Source organism: Anaerovibrio slackiae (assembly GCF_009695585.1).
Lineage (GTDB): Bacteria > Bacillota > Negativicutes > Selenomonadales > Selenomonadaceae > Anaerovibrio > Anaerovibrio slackiae.
Genome location: NZ_VUNR01000012.1, coordinates 28,115 through 46,261, shown reverse-complemented (window position 1 = coordinate 46,261; position 18,147 = coordinate 28,115). Strand labels below are relative to the sequence as shown.

17 protein-coding genes and 1 pseudogene are annotated in these 18,147 nt (G+C 54.0%); all 18 read left to right on the top strand.

The window, feature by feature from the left end; translation table 11 throughout:
* The first annotated feature begins 34 nt into the window (after positions 1 to 34).
* Complete coding sequence (gene topA / locus FYJ84_RS07430; protein ID WP_328596352.1) at positions 35 to 2,365, top strand: type I DNA topoisomerase; 2,331 nt, start codon at positions 35 to 37, stop codon at positions 2,363 to 2,365.
* Positions 2,358 to 3,677 (top strand): methylenetetrahydrofolate--tRNA-(uracil(54)-C(5))-methyltransferase (FADH(2)-oxidizing) TrmFO, encoded by a 1,320-nt coding sequence (gene trmFO, locus FYJ84_RS07425; RefSeq protein ID WP_277007550.1) that lies wholly within the window; start codon positions 2,358 to 2,360, stop codon positions 3,675 to 3,677. The genes topA and trmFO overlap by 8 nt, the downstream gene beginning before the upstream one ends.
* 104 nt (positions 3,678 to 3,781) lie before the next feature.
* A complete protein-coding gene (gene hslV / locus FYJ84_RS07420; protein WP_154406960.1) occupies positions 3,782 to 4,330 on the top strand; it encodes an ATP-dependent protease subunit HslV in 549 nt (182 codons plus the stop codon).
* A gap of 18 nt (positions 4,331 to 4,348) precedes the next feature.
* The gene (gene hslU, locus FYJ84_RS07415) at positions 4,349 to 5,746 is read left to right on the top strand and encodes an ATP-dependent protease ATPase subunit HslU (RefSeq protein WP_154406959.1); all 1,398 of its coding nucleotides are present in this window, start codon (positions 4,349 to 4,351) and stop codon (positions 5,744 to 5,746) included.
* A gap of 225 nt (positions 5,747 to 5,971) precedes the next feature.
* Positions 5,972 to 6,742, top strand: a pseudogene (gene codY, locus FYJ84_RS07410) (GTP-sensing pleiotropic transcriptional regulator CodY); the annotation flags it as partial.
* A gap of 644 nt (positions 6,743 to 7,386) precedes the next feature.
* Positions 7,387 to 7,806: a flagellar basal body rod protein FlgB gene (gene flgB, locus FYJ84_RS07405; protein WP_328596351.1), complete on the top strand. Its 420-nt coding sequence runs from the start codon at positions 7,387 to 7,389 to the stop codon at positions 7,804 to 7,806.
* A 46-nt stretch (positions 7,807 to 7,852) separates the two neighbouring features.
* Positions 7,853 to 8,314, top strand: coding sequence for a flagellar basal body rod protein FlgC (gene flgC / locus FYJ84_RS07400; RefSeq protein WP_154406957.1), 462 nt, complete (start codon positions 7,853 to 7,855; stop codon positions 8,312 to 8,314).
* 14 nt (positions 8,315 to 8,328) lie between these two features.
* Complete coding sequence (fliE, locus tag FYJ84_RS07395; RefSeq protein WP_154406997.1) at positions 8,329 to 8,631, top strand: flagellar hook-basal body complex protein FliE; 303 nt, start codon at positions 8,329 to 8,331, stop codon at positions 8,629 to 8,631.
* A 52-nt stretch (positions 8,632 to 8,683) separates the two neighbouring features.
* Positions 8,684 to 10,273 (top strand): flagellar basal-body MS-ring/collar protein FliF, encoded by a 1,590-nt coding sequence (fliF, locus tag FYJ84_RS07390; RefSeq protein ID WP_154406956.1) that lies wholly within the window; start codon positions 8,684 to 8,686, stop codon positions 10,271 to 10,273.
* A gap of 11 nt (positions 10,274 to 10,284) precedes the next feature.
* Positions 10,285 to 11,301, top strand: coding sequence for a flagellar motor switch protein FliG (gene fliG / locus FYJ84_RS07385; RefSeq protein WP_154406996.1), 1,017 nt, complete (start codon positions 10,285 to 10,287; stop codon positions 11,299 to 11,301).
* Positions 11,294 to 12,094 carry a FliH/SctL family protein gene (locus FYJ84_RS07380; protein ID WP_154406955.1) on the top strand — a complete coding sequence of 267 codons (801 nt, stop codon included), beginning with the start codon at positions 11,294 to 11,296 and terminating at the stop codon, positions 12,092 to 12,094. Before fliG ends, FYJ84_RS07380 begins: the two co-directional genes overlap by 8 nt.
* A 46-nt stretch (positions 12,095 to 12,140) precedes the next feature.
* Positions 12,141 to 13,442 (top strand): flagellar protein export ATPase FliI, encoded by a 1,302-nt coding sequence (gene fliI / locus FYJ84_RS07375; RefSeq protein WP_407060742.1) that lies wholly within the window; start codon positions 12,141 to 12,143, stop codon positions 13,440 to 13,442.
* Between the two features lie 313 nt (positions 13,443 to 13,755).
* On the top strand, positions 13,756 to 14,208 hold the full coding sequence (gene fliJ / locus FYJ84_RS07370; protein WP_154406953.1) for a flagellar export protein FliJ: 453 nt from the start codon (positions 13,756 to 13,758) through the stop codon (positions 14,206 to 14,208).
* 25 nt (positions 14,209 to 14,233) lie between these two features.
* The gene (locus FYJ84_RS07365; protein ID WP_154406952.1) at positions 14,234 to 14,809 is read left to right on the top strand and encodes a lytic transglycosylase domain-containing protein; all 576 of its coding nucleotides are present in this window, start codon (positions 14,234 to 14,236) and stop codon (positions 14,807 to 14,809) included.
* A gap of 14 nt (positions 14,810 to 14,823) precedes the next feature.
* A complete protein-coding gene (locus FYJ84_RS07360; RefSeq protein WP_205764145.1) occupies positions 14,824 to 15,441 on the top strand; it encodes a MotE family protein in 618 nt (205 codons plus the stop codon).
* A gap of 68 nt (positions 15,442 to 15,509) precedes the next feature.
* Positions 15,510 to 17,165, top strand: coding sequence for a flagellar hook-length control protein FliK (locus tag FYJ84_RS07355; protein WP_154406950.1), 1,656 nt, complete (start codon positions 15,510 to 15,512; stop codon positions 17,163 to 17,165).
* Between the two features lie 23 nt (positions 17,166 to 17,188).
* A complete protein-coding gene (locus FYJ84_RS07350; protein ID WP_154406949.1) occupies positions 17,189 to 17,716 on the top strand; it encodes a flagellar hook assembly protein FlgD in 528 nt (175 codons plus the stop codon).
* Between the two features lie 19 nt (positions 17,717 to 17,735).
* The gene (locus FYJ84_RS07345) at positions 17,736 to 18,122 is read left to right on the top strand and encodes a TIGR02530 family flagellar biosynthesis protein (protein WP_154406948.1); all 387 of its coding nucleotides are present in this window, start codon (positions 17,736 to 17,738) and stop codon (positions 18,120 to 18,122) included.
* The last annotated feature ends 25 nt before the right edge of the window (positions 18,123 to 18,147 follow it).

Genomic DNA, 18,147 nt, shown 5'->3' with positions numbered 1-18,147 from the left:
CAGCCCGGTGGAGGCTGCCGGGGAGAAGAAGCCGGTGAAGGCAGCTGCGAAGAAGGCAGCGGCAAAAAAGACGGCAGCGACGAAAACAGCCGCTAAGAAGACCACGGCGGCGAAGACAGCGGCCAAAAAGACGGCTGCGAAAAAAACAAGGGCAAAGAAAGAGGAAAAGGGTGGCACTCTGGTACTGGTGGAATCCCCTACCAAGGCAAAGACCATTGAGCGCTATCTGGGCAAGGGGTACACGGTGCGCGCTTCCATGGGGCATCTCAGGGATTTGCCCAAGAGCCAGTTTGGCATTGACGTGGAGAACAATTTTGAGCCCAAATACATAAATATCCGGGGCAAGGGAGATTTGATCAAGGCACTGAAGAAGGAGGCCGCCAAGGCTGACAAGGTGTATCTGGCAAGCGATCCCGACCGGGAGGGGGAGGCTATCGCCTGGCATCTGGCACATCTTTTTGATATTGATGCCGCCAGCCCCTGCCGCATAGTCTTCAATGAGATTACCAAGCCGGCCATTCAGGCGGCTATCAAGGAGCCTCATCCCATCAATATTGACCGGGTGGATGCCCAGCAGGCCCGGCGCATGCTGGACCGCATTGTGGGCTACAAGCTGAGTCCCCTGCTCTGGCGCAAGGTCAGGAAGGGGCTCAGTGCCGGCAGGGTGCAGTCCGTGACTGTTAAGCTCATCTGTGACCGGGAGAAGGCGATTCAGGCCTTTGTATCCCAGGAATACTGGACCATTGATTTGAAGCTGAAAAAGGGCAAGAGCAACCAGTTTGGCGCGGACCTGGTAGCCATGGGGGAAGATTTTTCCCGTACAGGTGAGATGGCAGATGACATGCCGCCTATCAAGGGCTACAAGCTGGACATTCACAACCAGCAGGATGCGGAACGTGCCGCTGCCCTGGCAGCAGAGGGTACCTGGTCCGTGGCGGAGGTGAAGAAGCGGCAGAGGAGCCGCAAGGCGGCAGCGCCTTTCACCACCTCCAGCCTGCAGCAGGATGCTGCCAGGAAGCTGGGCTTTACCTCCAGGAAGACCATGATGGTGGCGCAGCAGCTCTATGAGGGCATCGATTTGGGGCGCAAGGGGCCATCCGGCCTCATCACCTACATGCGTACTGATTCTACCCGTATTTCGGAGGTGGCCCAGGCGGAGGCGAAGGAATATATCATTGACCACTTCGGGCAGGAGTATTACCCGGAAAAGGCAAATGTCTACTCCGCCAGCAAGAAGTCCCAGGATGCCCATGAGGCCATCCGCCCTACCAGCGTTGGGTTCGTGCCGGAGGAAATCGAAAAGTATCTGAACAAGGACCAGTTCCGGCTGTATCAGCTTATCTGGCAGCGTTTCGTGGCAAGCCAGATGGTGCCGGCGGTATTTGATACCCTGTCCGTCAAACTGCAGAACGGCGGCCTGCAGGCTGCCGCCAGCGGCTCCCAGCTGAAATTCCCGGGCTTTCAGGCTGTCTACATCATGGCAGACAATGAGGGCGACAAGGATATGAGCCTGCCGGAGCTGGCGGAGGGTGATGAGCTGAGGCTGATGAAGGCAGTGCCGAAGCAGCATTTTACGGAGCCGCCGCCAAGGTACAATGACGCCTCACTGGTCAAGCTGCTGGAAGAAAAGGGCATTGGGCGTCCTAGTACCTATGCCCCGATTATTGAGACCATTCTTGCCAGGGGCTATGTGTCCCGCATCAGCAAGGCATTCCAGCCTACGGAGCTGGGCTTTGTGGTGGTGGATCTTTTGGAAGAATACTTCAAGGACATTGTGGATGAGAAGTTCACCGCCACCATGGAAAGCCGCCTGGATGGCATTGCCGGAGGCGAGCTGGGCTATCAGAAGCTTCTGGGGGATTTTTATACGCCTTTTGCAGAGGAGCTGGCCAAGGCTGATGAGGCCATCGGCCATGTGGAGCTGCCGGTGGAGGTCTCCGACGTGCCTTGTGATTTGTGCGGCCGCATGATGGTGGTGAAGCAGGGCAGGTTCGGCAAGTTCCTGGCCTGCCCGGGCTTCCCTGAGTGCCGCAATACAAAGCCGCTTCTGAAGGATACGGGGATCAAGTGCCCTAAGTGCGATGGTACTATCGTGGAGCGGAAATCCCGCCGGGGCAAGAATTTTTATGGCTGCAAGAATTATCCTGAGTGTGATTTTGTCACCTGGGATGTTCCATTGGAGGAAAAATGCCCGAAATGCGGCAGCCTGCAGCTGAAGCATGTTTATAGAAATGGCAGGGTGCTGCCTTATTGCAGCAATGATGCCTGTGAAACCAGGATTAATCATCCGATAAATAAAGAGTTGGCAAAGCAGCGGGAAAAGGCTGCTAAAGCGAAAGAGAGTGCTGAGAGTGCAAGTGAATAAGGTTATCGTCGTAGGCGCAGGCATGGCAGGCAGCGAGGCGGCATGGCAGGTGGCACAGCGGGGGATTCCCGTGGAGCTCTACGAGATGCGCCCGGTGAAAAGCACCCCTGCCCACAAGACGGATTTGTTTGCGGAGCTGGTGTGCAGCAATTCCCTGCGGGGAGCCGGGCTGGAAAATGCCGTAGGCGTCCTGAAGGAGGAAATGCGCCGCCTGGGCTCCATCATCATGGAAGCGGCAGATGCTACAAAGGTGCCTGCCGGTGGCGCCCTGGCAGTTGACAGGCTGGGGTTTAGCCGTTATATTACTGACAGGGTAAAAAATCATCCTCTGATAAAGGTTATTCATGAGGAAGTGGAGAAGGTTCCCCGGGAGCCGGATGCAGTGACTATCGTTGCCAGCGGCCCCTTGACAGGGGGGAAGCTGGCGGAGGACATCGGGGAGCTGATGGGGCAGCAGTATCTGTACTTCTACGATGCGGCGGCGCCTATCGTCACCCTGGAGTCAGTGGATATGACCAAGGCCTGGAAGGCCTCCCGTTACAACAAGGGGGAGGCGGCATATATCAACTGCCCCATGGACAGGGAGCAGTACCGGCATTTCTGGCAGGAGCTGGTGAATGCGGAAAAGGCGGAAACCCACAGCTTTGAGAAGGAGATTTTCTTTGAGGGCTGTATGCCGGTGGAGGAAATGGCTTCCCGGGGAGAGGATACCCTGCTGTTTGGCCCTTTGAAGCCGGTGGGGCTGGAAAATCCCCATACCGGGCGGCTTGCCCATGCAGTGGTGCAGCTGCGGCAGGATAATGCGGAGGGCACCCTTTACAACATCGTGGGCTTTCAGACACACCTGAAGTGGCCGGAGCAGAGACGTGTCTTCGGGCTGATACCGGGATTGGAAAATGCCGAGTTCGTCCGTTATGGCGTCATGCACAGGAATACCTTTATCAATTCCCCGGAAACCATGAAGCCTACCCTGGAGTTCCGGCACGGGGAGAACCTGTTTTTTGCCGGTCAGATGACAGGGGTGGAGGGCTATGTGGAGTCGGCTGCCTCGGGGCTGGTGGCAGGCATCAATGCCGCCCGTAGCGTCAAGGGGAAAAAGCCGGTGGTCTTTCCTCAGGAAACGGCTCACGGCTCCCTGTGCCACTATATTACTACAGCACCGGCAAAGCATTTCCAGCCCATGAATGTGAATTTCGGCATCATGTCCCCCATCAAGGAGAAAATCCGCGACAAGAAGCTGAAAAAGCAGCGGATTGCCGAAAGGGCTCTGGCCATGCTGGAGGAATTCAAGGCACAGCATAGCCTGGGCTGATAAGGTGCTGCGGCTTGCAGCGTGGGTATGCTACAGGCTGCATAAGCTGGCAGAGGATGCGTGGGCATTAGCTGGTAGAGAAGTTTTTGATTAGGAGTTTATATATGGAAAATCAGTTTCATGCAACGACAATTGTTGCAGTCAAGAAAAATGGCAAGGTAGCCATTGCCGGTGACGGCCAGGTGACCTTCGGCCAGAGCACCATCATGAAGGCCACGGCACGGAAAATCCGCAAGCTGCACCATGGCAAGGTGCTGGCAGGCTTTGCCGGTTCCGTGGCGGATGCCTTTTCCCTCTTTGAGAAATTCGAGGCAAAGCTGGAGGAATACAATGGCAATTTGCAGAGGGCTTCCGTGGAGATGGCCAAGGACTGGCGCACTGACCGTGTGCTGAGAAAGCTGGAGGCGCTGCTGCTGGTAGCAGACAGGGACAACATCCTCATGCTGTCCGGCAACGGCGAGGTTATCGAGCCGGACGGGGGCGTGTGCGCCATCGGCTCCGGCGGCTTTTATGCCCTGTCCGCTGCCCGTGCCCTGGCGGAGCACACGGAGATGGAGGCGAAGGATATCTGCACCGAGGCCATGAAGATTGCCGCCGATATCTGCGTATTTACCAACCACAACATCCGGGTAGAGGAACTGGAAGAAGATTAAGGCAGGAGGATAAATTCATTGAACGAGCAGACACCAAGACAAATTGTAGAAGCATTGGATAAATATATCGTAGGCCAGAAGGAGGCAAAGAGGGCAGTGGCTATTGCCCTCAGGAACCGCTGGCGCAGCAGGCAGCTGGACAATGCCAGCATGCAGGATGACATCGTGCCGAAGAACATCCTCATGATCGGCTCCACCGGCGTGGGCAAGACCGAGATTGCCCGCCGCCTGGCAAAGCTGGTGGACGCGCCTTTCATCAAGGTTGAGGCCACCAAGTTTACCGAGGTGGGCTATGTGGGCAGGGACGTGGAGTCCATCATCAGGGATCTGGCAGAGACCTCCGTCCGCATGATTCGCCAGCAGCGGGTAAAGGACGTGCAGGAAAAGGCCAAGGAGATGGCCCAGGAGCGCATCCTGGACGTGCTGGTGCCGGAGCCGAAGAAGTCCAGCAATCCTTTCGGCCAGCTCTTTGGCAGCCTGGCCAACAACGAGGAGGCTGAGGAGGAAACCCCTCAGGAGAACGAGCCGAAGCAGTACCAGGCGGGCCGTGAGTGGTGCCGCAAGAAGCTGGAGGCCGGCGAGTACGAGGACAAGATTATCGAGATTGACATCGAGGACAGCAGCAAGCCCATGGTAGGCATGTTTGCAGGCTCCAGCCTGGAAGGCATGGGGGACAACCTGCAGGACATGATCGGCAGCATGATGCCGAAGCGCCGCAAGAAGCGCAAAGTCACCGTGGAGCAGGCCAGGAAGCTGTTCCAGCAGGAAGAAGCCATGAAGCTGGTGGACATGGAGGAAGTGCAGGAGACTGCCGTGAAGCTGGCTGAAAACAGCGGCATCGTGTTCCTGGATGAGATTGACAAGGTGGCAGTCAGCGGCAACACCGGCGGCCACGATGTTTCCCGGGAGGGCGTGCAGCGTGATATCCTGCCAATCGTGGAGGGCTCTACGGTCATGACCAAGTACGGTGCCGTGAAGACAGACCACATCCTCTTTATTGCGGCAGGCGCTTTCCATACATCCAAGCCTTCGGATCTTATTCCGGAGCTGCAGGGACGCTTCCCGATCCGCGTGGAGCTGAAGTCCCTCAAGAAGGAGGATTTCAAGCGCATCCTCACGGAGCCGCAGAACGCCCTGCTGAAGCAGTACAAGGCACTTTTGGGCACAGAGGGCATCAAGCTGGAGTTTGCCGAGGATGCCATCGACCGCCTGGCCCAGCTGGCATGTGACGTAAATGCCCAGAACGAGAACATCGGCGCCCGCCGCCTGCATACCATCCTGGAGAAGCTGCTGGAGGAGCTGTCCTTCGAGGCACCTGACATGGAGGAGAAGGATGTGCTGATTGACACGGAGTATGTGAACAAGGCATTGCAGGATATCGTGGTGAACCACGACCTGAGCCAGTTTATTTTGTAAGGGCGGCATCTTAAAGGCAGGAAACGTGTTCAAAATAACTTAAATAATCTAACTTTAAATAAAATTATAAAATTTTTAGAAATAATCACAAAATATTGTGATTATTTCTTTTTTTTATGGTACAATATACTCTAGTGATGGAAACAGTCAATAGCTAATGTTTATTCTGCATATTGAACAAAACTTTATATATTTTTGAGTGAGATGTAAAAGGAGGAAGTGTCAATGTCAACACTTTTGGAGCGTACCAGGAAGATAAACCGCGTGCTGCAGCGGTTTCACAACGTGGACTACAAGGAAATGGCAACTGTGCTAAGCAATGTGATAGATGCCAATGTTTATATAGTGGACACCAGCGGCGTGATTTACGGCTGTGCCTTTCTGGATGATTTTGAGTGCGATGTGATGATGGACAACGTGGTAGTGCCGGGCAAGTTCCCGAAGCACTATGTGAACTGGCTGAAGAAGATAGATGAGACTGCTGCTAATATCCGCTCCAAGAGCGGCACCTGCGCCTTCGGGGAGGAAAATACCCAGTGCAAGTTCAACGGCAAGAATACTACTATTGTGCCGATTTATGGGGTAGGGGAGCGCATCGGCACCCTGATGGTGGCCAAGTACGATGTGGACTTTTCGGATGATGACTTGCTGCTGGCGGAGTACGGGGCAGCCGTGGTGGGCATGGAGATGCTTCACGACAGGGCAAGGCGCAGCCAGGAGGAGAGCCAGAAGCGGGAGACTGTCCGCATGGCCCTGGGCACCCTTTCCATTTCCGAGGGACAGGCCACTATCGCCATCTTCCGCAAGCTGAAGCGGAAGGACGGCCCGGTCAATGCCTCCAAGATTGCCGATATGCTGACCATTACCCGTTCCGTTATTGTCAACGCCCTCCGCAAGCTGGAGTCAGCCGGTGTGGTAGAGCCAAAGTCCCAGGGTATGAAGGGAACCCATATCAAGGTGCTCAACGAGTACCTGTGGCACGGGGTTGAGGAACTGGCAGAGGAGACTGAGATGAACATTGACGAGATGTTCGCTGAGTACGGCAAGAAGCTGACCAGGCAGTATGTGGAGGCTCATGCCAAGGAGCACAACGTGTCCGGCAGCAGCGAGATACGGGCTCTTGCCAACAGGATATGGGAGAGCCAGCTGGCTCTGGACCTGGATATCGTGGACATGACGGATATCGACTTGGACAAGGGCTACAAGATGTATGCTGATGATAACTGCATGGAGGTTGCCGATGTGAATCCGGATGACATGCTGGCATGGTATCTGAAGAAGTTTGTACGGAAGTGATGTGCACCGCTGCCGGTGCTTCGGGGCATTGGGCAGGCGTGGCTGTTCCGGCAGAAAAATAGCGCAGGAGGAAGTTTTTCTCCTGCGTTTTTTGCTGTTAAAAGTTTGTAGTGTTATATTTTTACACTTGCAACTTTTGCCCTATTTTTCTGACTTTGTGAGATTAAAATGAAAAATTACTTCTTAAATCATGAAAAAAATGCTAGAATATAGTCGGAATAAATTTATTTATCTGTTATAGAGGATTTTTGCATTTTGTGTCGTATTTATTAATATAGCGTATACGGCATGGGATGAATTGATTGGTTTGACATGTATTTTGCGGAAATGAGGAAGTGGATTTTGTGCTGCAGCAGATAATGAATTCACCAACTATGGATTATATGCAGAGGGGGCTGGCGGCGGCAAATCTCCGGCAGGAGGTTATCAGCAACAATATTGCCAACGTGAATACGCCGAAGTTCAAGCGCAGCGATGTGATATTTGAATCCCTGCTGGCCAAGGAGCTGGGGCTGGATGATGACAAGAAAAAGCTGAAGATGGTGCGTACCCATGACAGGCATCTGCCTATGGCGCCGCCTGACAGCAGGGCGGCTGCCAGGATACAGCTGGATGACAGCACCACCATGCGTGTGGATGACAACAACGTGGATATTGATGCGGAGATGGCCAGCCTGGCAAAGAACCAGATTTATTATAATGCCATGGCGAAGAAGATCGGCGGCTATATCCAGGGCGTCAAGACAGTGATAACAAGCAAGTGAGTTTGAGCATGAAAAAGTGCTTCAGGATAGAATGGAGTAGAGTGCAATGAGTATGTTTGGCGGCATTGACGCTGCAGCCTCCGGCCTTACGGCGGAGCGTCTGAGAATGGATGTTATATCCAACAATATAGCAAATGTGAATTCCACCCGCACTGTGGAGGGGGGACCTTTCAAGCGCAGGTATGTTATTTTCCAGCCTCGCGAGGCCCAGGAAAGCGGCTTTGCAGGCCTTCTGGCAGGGGAACTGCAGAAGGGCAAGGGCAGGAAGAACCGTGCCGGTGAGGGCGTGCGTGCCCTTGGCATCGGCGTGGATGATACCCAGGGCAAGCTGGTATACGAGCCGGGACACCCGGATGCCAACGCCGAGGGGTATGTGGAGCTGCCGAATGTGGATATTGTCACCGAGATGGTGGACATGATTACGGCTTCCAGGGCTTATGAGGCCAATGTGACAACGATTAATGCTGCCAAGAGCATGGCGCAGCAGGCACTGAATATAAGCAAGTAAAATGAGGTGACATGATGGAGATAGAAGCATTGCAGATGACGCCTGTAAAGATGCAGGCTGAGAGTCATCTGGGGGAGGAGCAGCCCCAGCAGGCGCTGCCCACCTTTGGCGAATATTTAAAGGATGCTCTTGGTGAGGTGAACGCCTTGCAGAAGGAGTCCGAGAGGCTGGGCGCGGCACTGGCTGCCGGGCAGGTTGAGGATATATCACAGGTAGTAATCGCTGCCGAAAAGGCGGATATTGCCGTTCAGCTGACACTGGCCGTGCGCAATAAGGCCGTGGAGGCATATCAGGAAATCATGCGTATGCAGGTATAATTTTTAGCGGCATGGCAATTATATTATTACTGCGTAGCAAGGGGATTTGGTAATGGGTGATTTGAAAGAAAAATACCTGCAGCTCTGGGGCAGGCTGACGAAACGGCAGCATTATATGGCTATCGGCGGTGTAGTGGTGCTGGTAATTGCCATTGTGGCAGCCAGCTTTGCCTTTGGCGGCAAGCCGGATATGGTACCGCTGTTTACTAACATGGAGACCAAGGATGCCGGCGAGGTGGCAGCCAAGCTGAAGGAGACCAAGGTTAATTATGAGGTTCAGGAGACGAAGCAGGGCACCACGATACTGGTACCGGCTGCCGATGTGCATGAGGCACGGCTGAGCCTGGCGACGGAAGGCCTGCCTAGGGGCAACAAGGGCTTTGAGATTTTTGATGACAGCAAGCTGGGCGTGACGGAGTTCCAGAACAAGGTAAACTACCTGCAGGCATTGCAGGGGGAGCTTACCCGCACCATCGAGCAGATTGCAGCCGTGGAAAAGGCCAGGGTGCATATCGTGCTGCCTGAGGACAGCCTTTACAAGAAGAATGAAAAGCCGGCTACGGCATCCATCATGCTGAAGCTGCGCCCGAATATGGAGCTGAACAAGAAGGAAATCAAGGGCATTGTCAACCTGGCATCCAGGAGCATCCAGGGGCTTTTGCCTGAAAATATTACCGTGGTGGATGAGACCGGCAGGATTTTGAACGATCCTGATGACGATGAAGAAAACAATGTCAGCCAGCAGACCATGACCCAGCTGGATATGACCAGGAAGGTGCAGGAGCGCATGCAGCGCGACGTGCAGTCCATGCTGGATCAGGCGCTGGGCGAGGGACATTCCTATGTCCGCGTCAACGTGGAGCTGGACTTTGATCAGCGGCAGACTGACAAGCAGACCTATACGCCGGTGGTGGATGATTCCGGTATTATCCGCAGCGAGCAGACTATCAACGAGTCCTACAGCGGCACGTCCACATCGCCGGGGGGACCTGCAGGTACCCAGTCCAACGTACCTGGCTATGTGGCACAGGATAACAACAGCAATGCCAACTATGCCAAGAAGGAAACCACCAAGAATTATGAGATAAATGAGGCCAAGGAGAAGACGGTGGCCTCCCCTGGCTCCATCAAGCGCGTCAACATCGCGGTGCTGGTCAATGAGGATATTACCCCTGTCCAGCAGGAGAGCATCCAGCGTTCCGTGGCTTCTGCCGTGGGCATCAACCCTGACCGGGGGGACACCGTGTCCGTAGAGCCGCTGCCGTTCAGTACCGAGGCTGCTGACAGGCAGGCTGCCGAGGAACAGGCTGCAAAGGATGCGGAGAATATGAAGATTATGCTGGCTGTGGCATTGGTTCTCCTGATTATCGGCAGCGTGGCAGGCTACTTCTACTGGAAGCGCAAGAAGCGCCTGGAGGCAGAGCAGGCCGCTATCGAGGAGGCAGAGAGGCTGGCCGAGGAGGAAAGATTGCGTGCAGAGGCAGAGCGTGCCGCTATGCTTGAGAGCGGCGAGATAGAGCCGGAGGAAATGACCGAGGAGGAGCAGGAGCACCTGTCCGAGCGTCAGACTATCGAGGAGCTTATTCGCAACAAGCCTGCCGAAATGGCTATGCTTGTTAAGACCTGGCTGTCGGAGGATTAATCACCATGAATATGTATGGTAACAGCGAGCCGGAGCTGACCAATCAGCAGAAGGCAGCGATATTGTTTATAGTTTTGGGGCCTGAGTATTCATCCATGCTGTTCAAGCACATGAATGATGAGGAAATCGAAAAGCTGACGCTGGAGATTGCCAATCACAAGCAGGTTACCCCGGAGGAAAAGAAGGCTGTGGTGTCCGAGTTCTATCAGATGGCCATGGCGAAGAACTACCTGTCCCAGGGCGGCCTGGAATATGCCCAGAATATTCTGGAGAAGGCGCTGGGGGCAGAGCGGGCGTCTACCATTATCAGCCGCCTGACCACCAGCCTGCAGGTGCGTCCTTTTGACTTCCTGCACAAGACGGATCCGGCACAGCTCCTGAACTTCATCCAGAATGAGCATCCTCAGACCATTGCGCTGATTATGGCTTATCTGGATCCGGATCAGGCGGCAACCATCCTGACCTCCCTGCCTCAGGAAAGGCAGGCGGAGGTTGCCAAGCGCATTGCCGTCATGGACAGAACCTCCCCGGAGGTGCTCCGTGAGGTGGAAAGGGTGCTGGAGCGGAAGCTGTCGGCACTGGTTACCCAGGACTTTACCGATGCAGGCGGCGTAAAGGCTATCGTAGAGGTATTGAACCGGGTGGATCGTACCACGGAGAAGTCCATTATCGAAAATTTGGAGGTGGACAATCCGGAGCTTACCGAGGAAATCAAAAAGCTCATGTTCGTATTCGAGGATATCGTCATGCTGGACGATCGTGGTCTGCAGATGGTGCTCCGGGAGGTGGACAACAAGGATTTGTCCCTGGCACTCAAGGCCACCAATCAGGAGGTTGCCGAGAAGATCTACAAGAACATGTCCAAGCGTGCCGGCGACATGCTGCGTGAGGAAATCGAGTACATGGGTCCTGTGAAGATCCGTGATGTAGAGGAAGCCCAGCAGAAGATTGTAAATGTCATCCGCAAGCTGGAGGACAAGGGCGACATTGTCATTTCCCGCGGAAAGGGTGACGAAATGATTGTCTAGGTTAATCAAGGGTGCCATCTATGAGGATGAGCCAAAAATTGTCAAGGTGCCTGTCTTTAAGGCTGCCGGGGCTGAGGAGCCCGAGGGCGAGCCGGAGGAGCCGGGGCTGAGCCAGGAAGCACTGGAAAATATGCTGGCAACTATCCGCCAGAAGGAGGAACACGCCTCCCAGATGCTACGGCAGGCGAAGATTGAGGCGGAGATAGTCAAGCAGGAGGCCAAGGCCGCTGCTGACAAGGTCATGGATGTGGCCAAGAACCGTGCTGAGCAGATCCATGAGGAAGCCAGGCAGCAGGGCTATGACCAGGGCGTGGAGGAAGGCCGCAAGGCAGGTGCGGAGCAGATACGGCAGGAGCAGCATCAGATACTGGTGGATGCCAATGCCGCTGCGGAGCGCACCATCTCCGAGGCCAGGGAATCCTGCAAGGATTATGTCATCGGGGCGGAAAATACCATTGCCGAAATGGTGATGCGGATAGCCAACAAGGTGCTGCCCCAGCATTTCATCGATGTGCCCCAGCTGATCCTGCCCCTGGTGCGTGAGGCACTGCAGAAGGTCAAGGACCAGCCCCATGTGGAGGTGCGTGTGGCGCCTGATGCCTATGAGCTGGTGATGATGGCCCAGTCGGAGTTCCAAGCACAGCTGGAGGGCAGTGCTACGCTGTCCGTAAAGTCAGATGAGTCCCTGAAGACGGGGGACTGCCTGCTGGAGTCTCCTAACGGCGTGGTGGATGCGGGGCTTGCCACCCAGCTGCAGCTGGTGGAGCAGGCTGTGCGCAATGTGATGAAGTGATTTGATTTTTTATACTTGGTTGGGATTTGGTAGAGTGGAGCTAGGCATTAATCTGGAAAAATTCAATGAGGCCATTGACAGCTGCAAATCCATGAACATGATAGGCAAGGTTGTACAGATTGTCGGACTGGTAATAGAGTGCAGCGGCCCTAACGTGAGCATGGGTGAGCTTTGCTATGTCCAATCCCATTTTGATGATGTGGAGCCGCTGCCTGCCGAGGTGGTGGGTTTCCGGGAGGGCTATGTGCTCCTGATGCCCCTGGGCGAGACCAAGGGCATCGGGCCAGGCTGCCAGGTGGTGTCGGCTCAGAAGGTTTTGCAGGTGAAGGTAGGGCCGGAGCTCCTGGGCAGGGTTATTGACGGCCTGGGCAACCCTATTGACGGCAAGGGGCCGATTCTCTGCAAGGCGGAGTACCCTATCCAGGCAGACCCGCCTGCACCTCTGGATCGTCCGGTGATTAAGGATTCCCTGTATGTGGGTGTCCGTGCCATTGACGGGCTGATTACCATGGGGCAGGGACAGCGTATCGGCATCATGGCAGGCAGCGGCGTGGGCAAGTCCACCCTGCTCAGTATGATTGCCAGGAATACCGAGGCGGATATCAGCGTGATTGCCCTGGTGGGGGAGCGTGGCCGTGAGGTCAAGGAGTTCATTGAGCGTGACCTGGGGGAAGAAGGACTGAAGCGTTCCGTGGTGGTGGTTGCCACCTCGGACAAGCCTGCCCTGGTGCGCATCAAGGGGGCTCTGACGGCTACGGCTATTGCGGAGTATTTCCGCGACCAGGGGCGCAAGGTCATCCTGATGATGGATTCGGTGACACGCTTTGCCATGGCCCAGCGTGAGGTGGGGCTGACTGTAGGTGAGCCGCCGGCAACCCGTGGCTATACCCCGTCGGTGTTTGCCCTGCTGCCGAGGCTGCTGGAGAGGGCAGGCACCAGTGCCAAGGGCTCTATTACCGGCATCTACACCGTGCTGGTGGATGGCGATGATATGAATGAGCCCATTGCCGATGCGGTGCGCAGCATTCTGGACGGGCATATTGTGCTTTCCAGGAATATTGCGGCCCAGAACCATTTTCCGGCTATTGATGTGCTGGCCAGTGTCAGCCGTGTTATGTCGGCTGTGGTGCCCAAGGAGCACATGGAGGCCAACCGCAAGCTGCGTGCCCTGATGGCGGTGTACAAGGAAGCGGAGGACTTGATTCACATCGGTGCTTATGTGAAGGGCTCCAGCCAGAAGATTGATGAGGCTATCCAGAAGATTGATGCTATTAATGATTTCCTGTGCCAGGGTGTGTTTGAGGTGCAGGGATTTGAGGAGACTATACAGCGGCTGGAAGGAATATGATGTATGCATGATGTACGCTGGCAGGGGCAGGGCAGTACCCACGAAAACTCGCTCTCGCTCTTAGCACAGCCTCACGCTTCTAAGCTCCTGCGTCGCTTACGCTCGCACTCGCTAAGAAGCGAGGCTGCACTCAAGGTTTTCGTTGGGGTACTGCCCTGCCCCTGCCGATCTTCGAGGCATACGAAACATTCCTAGCTCGCAACGCTAGCATATCCTGTTCTACTGTGGTTATTCCCGGTTACTGCGTGAAGCTGCTTGTTAGCTGCTGCGTAACTGACATAGAAAAAGGGTTCATTAATGGAGTGTGAATGGTATGAAGAAATTCAGGTTTAAGCTGGAGACGCTCCTGAAGGTGACGAGGATGAATAAGGAGCAGGCGCAGGTGGCTCTGGCACTGGCAACCCGTGAGGTGGAGGAAGCCAGGGAGCAGCTGAACCTGTACCTGCAGGAGATGGCGCAGGGGCACAAGGATTATGCTGAGCTGACGGGGGCGGGCAAGACCATCAGCTTGGGCAGGCTGATGACTTTTAATAGCTTCTTTAACTGGAAGCGTGAGCAGATTGAAAGTCAGCAGCGTGTTATCATGGAGAAGCAGGCGGTGCGTCAGAAGAAGATGCAGGAGCTGGTTGCCGTGATGAACAAGCTGAAAAGCATAGAGCAGCTGAAGGAAAAGCGGCTGCAGCAATACATGGCGGAGGCCTTGCAGGAGGAACAGAAACAGCTGGATGAAATCGGCGGTCAGCTGTACTTCCGCAATCAGGGCTGAGTTTGGAAAAAGGTAGTGAATTGATATGATGCAGATTGAAGGACTGGAAAATGTAATTCATCGCATTGATGAGCTGAACCAGCGGTTCGGGCTGGCTACCAGCCCATATAACAGGCACATGGAGAAGCCTGAGGCGGTGCAGAAGATGCAGGGGGCTCAGGAAACAGTACAGGGCAGCAGTTTTGCCAGTGAGCTGTCAGGTGCCATGAAGGCTGCCGGTGTGATCATGCCGGGAGATACCAACAGCATGATTGCGGCAGCTGCCAGGAAGTACAATGTAGATCCGAGGCTGGCAGCGGCAATAGCCCAGACCGAGTCCGGGGGCAATCAGGAGGCTGTCTCTCCTGCCGGGGCTGTAGGCGTGATGCAGCTGATGCCGGAGACGGCGGCAGGCCTGGGGGTAAATCCTTATGACAAGCAGCAGAATATCGAGGGCGGTGTCAAGTATCTCCGTCAGATGATGGATACCTTCGGCGGTGATGTACAGAAGGCTGTTGCTGCCTACAATGCAGGGCCACAGGCCGTAAAGGATTATAACGGTGTTCCGCCGTATCGCGAGACACAGAATTATGTGAACAAGGTATTGGATATATACCGTTGATTTAGGGTGATATGATGGCAAATGCAGAAGAAAAAGGAGCAGCACCAAGCAGGAGAAAGGTGCTACTGAAAAGGGCAGGCATGGGGCTTTTGCTGGTGGTGCTGGTTATCGGTGGCTTTTTCCTGGGCATTTATCTCCAAATCCTTGATGGTGATGAGATGAACAAGAAGCTGGGGCTTTATGACATGCCGATAATAGGGCAGTATTTTGTCCGCCCGACACCGGAGGATGGCTCCACCGTTCCTGATAGTGCCGCTGAAAAGGCAAAGCAGGAACAGGCACAGGCCAAGAAGGCTGCCGATGATAAAAAGTCAAAGCCGGTTAAGCTGACCAAGGAGGAAATTGAGAAGCTTACCCAGCAGAGACAGGCAGAGGAAAAGAAGCGGGTATCCAAGCTGGCAAGGCTGTACAATGAGATGAAGCCGGAGGATGCGGCAAAAATCATGGAAAACATGGAGAGCGACATTGTCATTGCCATTTTCCAGCGCATGGATGAATCCCAGGTGTCACAGATTATGGCCAACTTTGACACAGGCAAGGCAGCCAGCATTTCCAAGCTGATGTATGTGGGCGTGCCGAAGCGTGTGCAGCAGGTCACAGTGGATAATCAGGCACAGCAGCAGATGCAGTGATGATATATTGACGATTGCCTTTAGCAATCGTTTGTATATATACGATAATATGTATAGGAGGTGAATTTATGAGCAGTAATGTAAATCTTTTATCTGTAGGCGCAGGCAGCACAGCCAAGGTTTCCGTCAAGGCTTCTGTCAAGACAGCCAGCAGCCAGGGCAGTGATTTTTCCAAGACACTGGACCAGGCCCAGCAGGCAAGGAGCAAGGACACAGCGAAGCCGGAAAGCGACTACAAGTCCGCAGCCAAGGATGAAAGCACCAAGGATGTTCAGCCGGAAAAGCCGGAGGCAGCTGATGGCAAGGAAAAGGCTGATGCAGCAAATGCAGATACCCAGCCGGAAAACGCCGGGGGCGCATCCGATGTGCAGGAAAAGGGTGAGGCTGACGGTCAGCCGCCAGCTGAGGGCAATGACAGCACCGCTACAGATGCTAATCCTGTGGCAGCAATGGCAGAGGGCGTAATCGCCACTCAGGGGCAGCAGCCACTGGCAGAGCTGAATACTTATTTCAAGAGTACCAATTATGCCCAGGATGTAACTAACAAGGAGCTTGCCGAGCAGCAGATTGGTGCAAAGATGGGATATATCCAGCAGCCAGGCGGCGAGCAACAGAAGCAGCCTCTGGATAGCTTGCAGGCAGTAAATGCCATGGAAGAAATGGCTCCTGTAGATGCAGGCACACCATCTGCATCGCAGTCCAATCAGGTTGCGCAGCAGTCAGGTGAGCAGAAGCAGCCTGTAAGCAATGTGCCAAATTCTATTGAAGCGTTGCTTGGGAGCAAGCAGCAGTCTCAGCAGACTGTCAATGCCAACGCTGCACAGGGCAGGAATGACAACGGCCAGCAGCTTCTGAATATGCTGCCGGGCCAGCGAACCTTTACTACTGTTCAGGAAAACAGTGCAGCTCCCCAGCAGGAGAACACTGTAGGCATCAATCAGCTAAATGACCTGATAGGTCAGGTGGAGATTGTGCAGGGCGAAGGAAATAGCCGTGGTTTTGCACAGCAGCAGAATCAGAACCAGCAGGGCGGCATGACTAACAGCCATGGCCAGCAGCAGGGCATGCAGATGCCGGGCGAAGCAGCCTTTGATGTGGTGGTTCCGGGTGAGGAAATCACTCAGGAAAACAGCCTTGGCAAGAGCCAGCAGGACAACGTGGCAAGCTTCCAGCAGATACTGGGCAATGCACAGAATACTGACAATGCCGGGGCAATAAATGAACCACAGCAGGCTCAGCAGACCAATAGAACCTACAATGTGCCGCAGCAGATTGTGGAGCAGGCGAAGCTTTTGCAGAATGGTCAGAACAGCGAGATGATAATAAAGCTGAACCCTGAACACCTGGGCGAGCTCAGCCTGAAGGTTTCCGTCAATGGCAACGGTGGTGTAACAGCTACCTTCCATACTGATAATGCCCAGGTAAGGGCAATCCTGGAAACCAGCATGATTCAGCTCAAGCAGCAGCTGAACGAGCAGGGCATCAAGGTTGATAGTGTAGAGGTACAGACCAGCCTGCCGGATGGACAGCTGCCTGACGGTCAGGCACAGCAGGGCTTTAACCATCAGAGCCAGGGACAGCATGTCCGCAGTCAGCAGATTGACCTGAAGGATTTTGAGGACACCAGCGAGGCATTAGCAGCCGAGCCGGTAAACAATGCAACCACGGATATCCATGACAGCGAAGGAAATGTGATTTCCAGCGGTGTGGATTATTCCGTATAACTTTGAGGAAAGGAGATATAGATATGGCAGATTCATTGAATACAATTACAGTCAATGGTGTAACCTATAACTATGATGAGTACATGGCAAGCCAGAATGCAACAAAGAAGGATGTAAATGCTGACTACATCAGCAAGGACACTTTCCTCAAGCTTTTGGTAACCCAGATGCAGTATCAGGATCCATTGGACCCGATGGATAATGGCGAGTATCTTTCCCAGCTGGCACAGTTCTCCGCTTTGGAGCAGATGACCGAGGTAGCTGACAAGATGGAAAATGTCCATACACTAGTAGAAAATCTTGATACATCTGTACTAGTTGGACAGCTTACCAGCATGATAGGTCAGACTGTACAGTGGGCAACCATTGATAGCGAAGGCAAAACCACCTTGCATGAAGGTACGGCCAAGAGTGTAAGCATTTCCGATGGTGCACCATCCCTGATGGTAGAAACTGAGGTAAAAGATGCTGATGGCAATATCAGCAAGGCAGTAACCAAGGTAGATATTTCTACCCTTACACGCATTGGCGAAGGCGATTTGCCTGAGTAATAATTTGGAGGCAAGAAGGATGGCGGATACAAGAATTTTTTTCCAGTCACAGCCTATTTTGCCAGTAGAAAAATCCGGCATCAAGCAGAATGTGCAGACAGGCACTGTCACTACGGGAGCTTCCTTTGCAGACATACTGCAATCAGCTACCAAGAAGGTCAGCTTTTCCAACCATGCCATGCAGAGAATGGAAAGCAGGAACCTCAATCTCAGTGCCCAGGACTTGCAGAAGCTTGATGACACTGTTGACATGATGGCGAAAAAAGGAGCCAAGGAGTCGCTCATTTATATGAATGATATGGCACTGGTAGTCAGCGTGGCAAACAGAACCGTGATTACTGCCATGGACGGCAAAAGCGCGAAGGAAAATATTTTTACAAACATTGACAGCGCGGCAATTCTCTAAAAAGCTGGACCTTTCAGGAAGCTTT

Bases quoted from the DNA above. Each gene is read 5' to 3' on its own strand.
- hslV (WP_154406960.1), top strand. From the start codon at position 3,782: ATGGAAAATCAGTTTCATGCAACGACAATTGTTGCAGTCAAGAAAAAT.
- flgC (WP_154406957.1), top strand. From the start codon at position 7,853: ATGAGTATGTTTGGCGGCATTGACGCTGCAGCCTCCGGCCTTACGGCG.
- fliE (WP_154406997.1), top strand. From the start codon at position 8,329: ATGGAGATAGAAGCATTGCAGATGACGCCTGTAAAGATGCAGGCTGAG.
- fliF (WP_154406956.1), top strand. From the start codon at position 8,684: ATGGGTGATTTGAAAGAAAAATACCTGCAGCTCTGGGGCAGGCTGACG.
- fliG (WP_154406996.1), top strand. From the start codon at position 10,285: ATGTATGGTAACAGCGAGCCGGAGCTGACCAATCAGCAGAAGGCAGCG.
- fliJ (WP_154406953.1), top strand. From the start codon at position 13,756: ATGAAGAAATTCAGGTTTAAGCTGGAGACGCTCCTGAAGGTGACGAGG.
- FYJ84_RS07365 (WP_154406952.1), top strand. From the start codon at position 14,234: ATGATGCAGATTGAAGGACTGGAAAATGTAATTCATCGCATTGATGAG.
- FYJ84_RS07360 (WP_205764145.1), top strand. From the start codon at position 14,824: ATGGCAAATGCAGAAGAAAAAGGAGCAGCACCAAGCAGGAGAAAGGTG.
- FYJ84_RS07355 (WP_154406950.1), top strand. From the start codon at position 15,510: ATGAGCAGTAATGTAAATCTTTTATCTGTAGGCGCAGGCAGCACAGCC.
- FYJ84_RS07350 (WP_154406949.1), top strand. From the start codon at position 17,189: ATGGCAGATTCATTGAATACAATTACAGTCAATGGTGTAACCTATAAC.
- FYJ84_RS07345 (WP_154406948.1), top strand. From the start codon at position 17,736: ATGGCGGATACAAGAATTTTTTTCCAGTCACAGCCTATTTTGCCAGTA.